The following is a 7,853-nucleotide window of genomic DNA, read 5'->3' as shown; positions in this document are numbered from 1 at the left end:
CAAAGTCGCGAGCAGCGCGGCGTAGACGCTCCATGCGTGCCGGGTCGGAGACCAGTTCGTCGTGCAGCGTGCGGCTTTGCATCGGCGTTCGATGCCTCCTTTGCATAACACAGATAACACAGTATGCTTTCGTATGCCCCTGTAAACAAACGACGCTGGCATGAGCGATTGGTGGAAAGACGCTGCGATCTATCACATCTATCCGCGCAGCTTCCAGGATGCGAATGGCGATGGCATTGGCGATTTGCCCGGCATCACAGAGCGGCTCGACTACCTGACGTGGCTGGGAGTGGATGCGCTCTGGATGTCGCCGGTCTATCCTTCGCCCATGGCCGATTTCGGCTATGACGTGTCGGATCATTGCGATATCGACCCGATGTTTGGCTCGCTCGCCGATATGGATGCGCTCATTGCTCGGGCGCACGCGCTCGGCCTGAAGGTGCTCATGGACTTTGTGCCGAACCACACCTCCGATGAGCATCCGTGGTTTCAGGAGTCGAAGAGCAGCCGCGACAATCCGAAGCGCGACTGGTACTACTGGAAGGACCCGGGCCCCGATGGCGAGCCGCCTACCAACTGGCTTAGCCGCTTCGACGGCGAGTCGGCCTGGGCATGGGATGAGGCCACCGAGCAGTACTACCTGCACACGTTTCTGAAGAAGCAGCCCGACCTGAACTGGCGCAACCCGGAAGTGCGCGAAGCCATGTGCGATGTGCTGCGCTTCTGGTTCGACCGCGGCGTGGATGGCTTTCGGGTGGATGTGGCCTACCGCGTGATGAAGGACCCCGACTTCCGCGACAACCCGGTCAACCCCGACTGGACACCCGACATGGATCCGTCGTTTCGGGTGCACGAAACACGCACCAAGAATACGCCCGATGCGCATCGGTTTAACCGGTGGATTCGGGCGGTGGCCGATGAGTATGACGACCGCGTGCTCGTGGGCGAGATGAATCTGGAGATTCCGGAGCTGGTCGAGCATTACGGCACGCCCGAGGCCCCCGAGTTCCACCTGCCATTCAACTTCCGGCTGGTCTTTTCGCCGTGGTCAGCCGATAACGTGGAGGCGCTCGTCGACGAATACGAAGCCAGGTGTCCCGAGCACGGGTGGCCCAACTGGGTGTTGAGCAACCACGACCAGCCGCGCTTTGCCACGCGGGCCGGGCGCGAGCAGGCGCGGTGTGGCTACCTGTTCTTGCTCACGGTGCGCGGTACACCCACGCTCTACTACGGCGACGAACTGGGGATGCAAAACGTCGAGATTCCTCCCGAGCAGGTTCAGGATCCGTGGGAGCTACTCTCGCCCGGACTGGGACTGGGGCGGGATCCGGAGCGCACGCCCATGCGCTGGGACACGAGCGAACACGCCGGGTTCTGCCCGTCTGATGTTGAGCCGTGGCTACCAGTAGGCACATCCGCACGCACGCAAAACGTGGCGTTGCAGCGCGAGGACGATGCCTCTATGCTTCAGTTTGTGCGGCGGGTGCTGCACCTTCGGGCCGAGCACTGTGCACTGCGCCGGGGCTCGTGCCGCACGCTCGACGCCCCCAACGAGGTGCTTCTTTATGAACGCACGGGCGAAGCCGATCGCTTTTTCGTCGCGCTGAACTTCAGCAGTCGCATGCAGGCGGTCGAGCTCCCGCAGCCTGCACGGCGCCGGCTCTCTACCCGGATGGATACAGCCGATGCGCCTGTTGGAAGAGATCTGTCATTGCGCGCCAATGAGGGTGTGGTACTCCGCGTTGAGACGGATCTTGCGTAATACACATGCGGTTCCTGTTCTGATAGATATATCAGCGCGCCCGTTTCAGGCGGCGTGCGGCTTTCGACGAGGTATCGCTCACGAGATCGAGCGGTGTTTCGCCAGCTTGGGTGCGGCCGTTCGGGTCGGCCCCGTGCTTCAGAAGCAGCCGGATGGCATCTTCGGCGTTGTCTTCAGCTGCTACATGCAGCGGAGTGCGCCCCGACGTATCAGTAGCGTGCACGTCGGCATCGGCCTCCAAAAGCACCGTGATTGTGTCGATAGCTCCGCTCCACACCGCACTGTGCAGCGGCGTGCGACCAAACGTAGCATCGAGCACTTCGAGCTTAGCTCCGGCTTCCAGCAGCACGCGGGCGGCAGCATCGGCGTCATACCACGCGGCTACGTGCAGCGGCGTCTGCTCCTCGTCGTCGGTAGCATGTACATCGGCTCCGGCCTCCAGCAACAGATGCAGGATCTCGGAATCGTTGCTGCTGGCGGCGGCATGCAGGGGCGTGCGCTGTTCAAAGTCGGCTGCGTTGGCATTGGCACCGGCCTTCAGCAGCAGCTCGACCGCGTCGATCGCATGGTCGCTGGCGGCGCTGTGCAAGGGAGTTGCGTCGGCATCATCGCCCTGGTTGGGATCGGCCCCATGCTCTACGAGCAGTTCAACGAGCTCGGTGGCGTTGTTGCGTGCTACGATGTGCAGCGGAGTCCGCTCGAACGAGTCGTCGGGGCGGTTTGGGTCGGCGCCATGGTCGAGCAAGAGCGTGGCTACCTCTTGGGCATCGTTCCAGATGGCTACGTAAAGCGGCGTGCGCCCAAGCGAGCCGCTATCGGCATCGGGGTCGGCCCCGCCGTCAAGAAGAAGTTCGGCAGCCTCGGCGGTATTTGCACCCGCAGCCACGTGGAGCGGCGTGTAGCCCTCTTCGTTGTGGGGGTTGAGGCTGGCCGCGTGGTCGAGCAGCGCTGCCACGGCTTCCCCTAAATTATGACGAGCGGCCCGGTGAAGGGGCGTACGGCCTTCGTTGTCGGTTGCGTCGGGATTGGCTCCTGCCTTCAGAAGCCGCACGAGGGCGTTTTGGGCTTCGTTATCAACGGCGATGTGGAGGGCGGTTTGGCCATGCGTATCGGTGGCCTCGGCATGGGCTCCGTGATCGAGCAGGGTGTGGATGAGTGTGTCGGCATCCAGACTGGCGGCCATGTGCAGCGCCGTGCGCTCAAAAGCGGTGTCAGGTGCATCGGGATTGGCGCCGGCCTCAAGCAGTTGCGCCAGGGCAGCGGCTGCATTGTTCCACACAGCCACATGCAGCGGCGTACGTCCATACTGCGGCTCGGCCGCCTCCAAGTCGGGGTCTGCGGCGAGCAGGTCTTCGATTGCCGCTGCGGCGTCTTCCTCGGCTGCCTTGTAGAGCGGGGTTTCCCCTTCGGTGTCGGTCGCATTGGGATTTGCATCGGCTGCTACGAGTGCGGCAACGGCCTCGGCGGCATCTGCGCTTGCTGCGGCGTGCAGGGGCGTTTGGCCAGACACATGGCCCTCGGTATTGGGATCGCTCCCGGCTTCCAGCAATACCTGGATCGCTTCGGTCGCGTTTTTTGAGGATGCCACATGGAGCGGCGTAAAGTCGTTTTCGTGTTCGGCTTGAGGCGGGGTGTCGGTCTCCAGTAGCATGCGGAGCGCATCCACCGCATCGGCTCCGGCAGCTACGTGTAGCGGGCGCCACCCCTGCGCATCGACGGCTCCGGGGTTGGCGTCGTGCTTTAGAAGAATAGTGAGTGCTCCGACGGCATTGGACTGCGCAGCGGTGTGCAGGGGCGTACGCCCTTTCTCGTTGACGGGGCTTGGGTCGAGCCCGTGCTCCAGGAGCACGTTCAGCACCTCCGTCGAGTTTTGGTTCGCGGCCACATGCAGGGGGGCGTACCCGGCGTTGCTCAAGCGTGTGAGGGTGGCTCCGTGCTCCAGCAGCACCTGCATGGCCTCGGCAGCATCCGACTGCGCAGCGGCGTGGGCAGGCGTACGTCCTTCGCCATCGGCGGTATTCGGGTCTACGCCATTTTCGAGCAGTGCCGTCAACGTGTCGGTGTCGTTGCGGTAGGCCGCCTTTTGAGCGGGCAGGTAGCCATTGCGGTCGGCGGTTTCGGTGTCGGCCTCGCCTTGTATGAGCACCGGGATGACCGCCGTAGCTTCCGAATCAACAGCTCGATGCAAGGCCGTGCGCCCCTGAAGGTCGCGCCGGTGCGGGTTGGCGCCGGCATCGAGCAGGGCCTTCACCACCCCGGCCTGGTCGGCATCCACCGCCAGGTGGAGCGGCATCAGTTCGTCATCGTCGGTCGTATGCGGGTCGGCTTCCTGATCAAGCAGCACCTGCGCAGTTTCTACTGCGCCTGTCATAGCAGCCAGGTGCAGCGGTGTGCGCCCATTTGCACCGCGCCGGTGCGGGTCGACGCCCCGCTCCATGAGCAGCGCCGCCCCATCAGCAGCATTGGCGCGGGCGGCACGATGCAGCGGCGCATCGCCCTCCTCATCGCGTTGATAGGCATCGACGCCCTCGTCGAGAAGTCGCTCCACCATGGCGGTTGCGTTCATCTCTACCGCACGATGCAGCGGCGGACGCCCGTGGTCGTCGGTCGTGGCAAGGTCAACGCCATGCTCCAGCAGATTGTTGAGCGCGTCGAGGTTTTCCTCTTCAACGGCCAGATGCAACGGCGTACGCCCCGTCTCGTCGCGTCGATGCGGGTCGGCGCCATGCTTAAGCAACATGCGCAGGGCCGCCTGCGAGGCGTTCTCAACGGCGCGGTGCAGCGGCGTAAACCCGGCGTCATCTTTGCGGTTTGGAGCCTCTCCTTCTTCGAGGAGCACCTGAATTGCGTCGGATGCGTCGTGCACCACAGCCAGGTGAAGCGCCGACTGGCTCTCGGCCGTACGCATTTTAGGATCAGCCCCCGCGTCCAGCAGGCGGCGCACAACTGCTCCGGAATCGGACATCACAGCGCAGTGGAGCGGCGTATACTCGTCGGCATCGCGCTGGTGCAGATAGGCATCGCCGTCAAGCAGGGCATCGACCACCGCCTCAGCCCCCGCCGTTGCAGCGATGTGTAGCAGTACTTGTTCGTCGTCGATCCGGGTGTTGGGGTCCGCTCCATGTTGAAGCAGTACCCGGGCGGCAGCGGCGGCTTGGGCATCAACCGCCTTGCGCAACGCAGCGTGCAGATCCTCTTCTTCAACGGCCAGTTCCTTATGGAGGACCGCCCGGCACGCCGCCGCCGCGTCTGCCGCTGCCGCTGCGACGAGCAGTGCCCCGGTGGGGCCCGCAGTAAGCACACGCGCCGCCTCATCAATGTCGCGATCAACAGCCTGGTGCAGCGCATCCCAGTCCACCGCATCCGTCGCCACGGTGCGGGCCTTGGCCCAGGCCTCGGCATCCGCAACCTGAAGCGCGTCGTACAGCGCCTCTGCGAGCGACGTGTTGGAGTCGGGTACAGGGTCAGTCATAAGATGGGCATACGTTTAATAAGTGGTTGACAGCGAAAAACCGACAGCGCTCGCCCCGCAAAGCCCATGCAACGCACACGCTGCCGTTTACAGTGCAGCCACGCAGACCGCCACGCTGGCGCTCTGGGGCACAACGATGCGTGTGTGGATCCTACCGGAAAACGGCACGCCATACACGCCGAGCACGTAACCGCTTCCACCCGGATGTCCATCAGGGAGACCATTGCGGTATCTCGTTCCCATAGCATCGCAAAAATATTGCTCATTTACAACACGAGTTCTGTTCCGAAGGTGCATGGAAGACGTGTAATACCAACTCCGCATGCTCCGTTGGGGATGAAGAGATGGAAACGTGAACGGGTGGACGGAAAAGCATCTATCCATCCATCCGTCTATCCATCCATCCGTCTATCCATCCATCCGTCTATCCATTCGTCCTCACACGAGGCCAAAGGCCGACTGACGAAGTACATCCGGTGCTCGGCAGAGAAACGATGTCGCAATACTGCAACGGGATTTGGTACAACCAAGGCCCGGCCCGATGCGAGGATCACACCATCGTTGAATCGCCGCTGATCTCTCAATGCCGATACGCGTATTATTCAATCCACTTTTCTCTGCATCCCCCTGAATGCCCCATGTTTACCGGTATCATCAAAGACGTAGGCCGCATCGAACAGATCGACGACCTGGGCGGCGGGCTCCGCTTCACCATTGCCAGCACGTTTGCTCCCGATCTTACCGTAGACGAGAGCATCTCTGTGAACGGCGCCTGCCAGACGGTTGTGGCTGCTCACGATGACACCTTCGCGGTAGACTCGATTGAGGAGACACTGCGCAAAACCACGTTCAGCACCCTGTCGGTGGGCGACCCGGTGAACCTGGAGCGTCCGCTGCAAGCCGGGGGGCGCCTCGACGGGCACTTCGTGCAGGGCCATGTCGATGCCACCGGCACCATCGAGCAGGTCGAACGCGAGGGCACCGACTGGCTCTACACCGTGTCGTTTCCGGAGCAGTACCAGCGCTACCTAATTCCGGTGGGCTCCATCACCATCGACGGCATCAGCCTCACGGTAGCGCGCATCGGCACAGGCACACTCACCGTGGCCATCATTCCGCACACATACGAACACACCATTGTGTCGGATGCCTGGATTGAGGGGGGCCCCGTAAATCTGGAGTTCGACATGCTCGGCAAGTACGTTGTGGGATTCATGGAGGCCAACGAGTCGGCCCCAAGCACACCGGCAGGCGTGGATCTGTAGCAGGCAGGCTCCGTTAAGATTCTGTGGGGAAGCGATGCATGGTGCCTCCTCCCTCTTATCATCGCAGCCCCTGCACTCGGTCCTTCCCGCATCAGGCGTCCCACTCGCCCCATGCCCCATCGTTTGCCCCGATTTGCCCCACCTCCTGAGGATCCGTACCGCGTGTTGGGCGTGCCGCGCGATGCCGACTTGCCCGCTATCAAGCAGGCGTTTCGCGAGCGTGCGCTGAAGTGCCACCCCGACCGGGCCGCTGCGGGCGAGGAAGACGCTGCCGCCGATGAGTTTGTGCGTGTGCGGGCAGCCTTCGACGTGCTGAGCGATCCTGAGCGCCGACGTCGCTACGATGCGCAGCGCCGAACGGAGCGTGGCTCGCGCCGCCCACGCCGCTCAGCTTCCTCCTCCTCCCGCAACGGCTCCACCCGCAACGGACGGACGAAGCGGCGCTCCAAGCGCAACGGGTCGCCTGCCGATTCCCGAACGCGCCGCCGGGTCCATCGGCGCAAGGGCGGGCGCTTTGCAGAAGCCTGGCGCACCGGCGATACCCCCAACGTGTGGGTCGGCCCCATGTCCGACCGTGTGCACGGGCTCTCGCAACGTCACGATCGGCTGCATCAACACCACCGGCGGGTGGTGCCTGTCAGTGCAGCAGCGGGCGCAGCGCTGTTCATTGCCCACCCTCGCATCATCCACACCACAGGATCGCTCCTGGTCGATCTCATGCTGTGCATTGCCATCAGCGCCGCCTGTGGCTTCGCCATTAGCATGGTGCTGGGCATCATACACACACTGGTGGCCGACTACCTTTCGCCATCGGTGTAGCGCTTCGGATGCCTGAGCTGTCCCCCTGAATTGCCGCTGCACAGGGTGAGTATAGTTTTCACGGGGGTTTTGTGAGATTTGCGGCCCCACGCCTTGCAACTATCGATCTTTTCACCGGACTGCGCATTTCTACCTCTTGCCATTACGTCACCGCCGCATCACGCTATCGCTCGTGTTAATTGCGTGAGCCGACTTGTGCGGGGAGACATCGTCTTGATTAACCAGGCATCTGCCATTTATGGAAACGACACTCACCGAGGTATCGCCCGTCGAATATGAGCTGGAGGTGACCGCCTCTGCCGACGACCTGAAAGACCGCGTCCGGAATGCGGTGCGCGAGCAGCGCTCGCAGATGAATATCAAAGGCTTTCGCAAGGGCAAGGTGCCTGCGCAGATGGTCAAGAAGATGCACGGCCCTGCTCTTAGCATGCGCATCGCCGAGCAGGTTACGCAAGACGCGTTCGAGGAGGCCTTGAACGAGCGCGACGACATTGAGATGATGGGGCGCCCCCAGATCTCGGAGATTGACTACGAA

5 protein-coding genes are annotated in these 7,853 nt (G+C 62.8%); 4 read left to right on the top strand and 1 reads right to left on the bottom strand.

The annotated features are described in order from the left end of the window. The first annotated feature begins 160 nt into the window (after window positions 1-160). A complete protein-coding gene (locus R6U20_RS08640; RefSeq protein WP_410337456.1) occupies window positions 161-1,762 on the top strand; it encodes an alpha-amylase family glycosyl hydrolase in 1,602 nt (533 codons plus the stop codon). A 31-nt stretch (window positions 1,763-1,793) separates the two neighbouring features. Here the strand turns inward: R6U20_RS08640 and R6U20_RS08635 are convergent, their stop codons facing one another. Continuing rightward, a complete protein-coding gene (locus tag R6U20_RS08635; protein ID WP_410337455.1) occupies window positions 1,794-5,234 on the bottom strand; it encodes an ankyrin repeat domain-containing protein in 3,441 nt (1,146 codons plus the stop codon). A 638-nt stretch (window positions 5,235-5,872) separates the two neighbouring features. Here R6U20_RS08635 and R6U20_RS08630 point away from each other — a divergent pair. The 3 genes from R6U20_RS08630 to R6U20_RS08620 form a co-directional block, all read left to right on the top strand. Next, window positions 5,873-6,499 (top strand): riboflavin synthase, encoded by a 627-nt coding sequence (locus R6U20_RS08630; protein ID WP_410337454.1) that lies wholly within the window; start codon window positions 5,873-5,875, stop codon window positions 6,497-6,499. 123 nt (window positions 6,500-6,622) lie between these two features. Continuing rightward, on the top strand, window positions 6,623-7,318 hold the full coding sequence (locus R6U20_RS08625; protein ID WP_410337453.1) for a J domain-containing protein: 696 nt from the start codon (window positions 6,623-6,625) through the stop codon (window positions 7,316-7,318). A gap of 238 nt (window positions 7,319-7,556) precedes the next feature. Then, window positions 7,557-7,853, top strand: a 297-nt coding sequence (locus tag R6U20_RS08620; RefSeq protein ID WP_410337452.1) for a trigger factor family protein, incomplete at its 3' end; no start/stop codon positions are given.

It is taken from the genome of Longimonas sp. (genome assembly GCF_046498435.1).
Lineage (GTDB): Bacteria > Bacteroidota > Rhodothermia > Rhodothermales > Salinibacteraceae > Longimonas.
The sequence above is the reverse complement of the archived record's forward strand: the minus strand, read 5'-3'. Positions and strand labels throughout refer to the sequence as shown.

Bases quoted from the DNA above. Each gene is read 5' to 3' on its own strand.
- R6U20_RS08640 (WP_410337456.1), top strand. From the start codon at position 161: ATGAGCGATTGGTGGAAAGACGCTGCGATCTATCACATCTATCCGCGC.
- R6U20_RS08630 (WP_410337454.1), top strand. From the start codon at position 5,873: ATGTTTACCGGTATCATCAAAGACGTAGGCCGCATCGAACAGATCGAC.
- R6U20_RS08635 (WP_410337455.1), bottom strand. From the start codon at position 5,234: ATGACTGACCCTGTACCCGACTCCAACACGTCGCTCGCAGAGGCGCTG.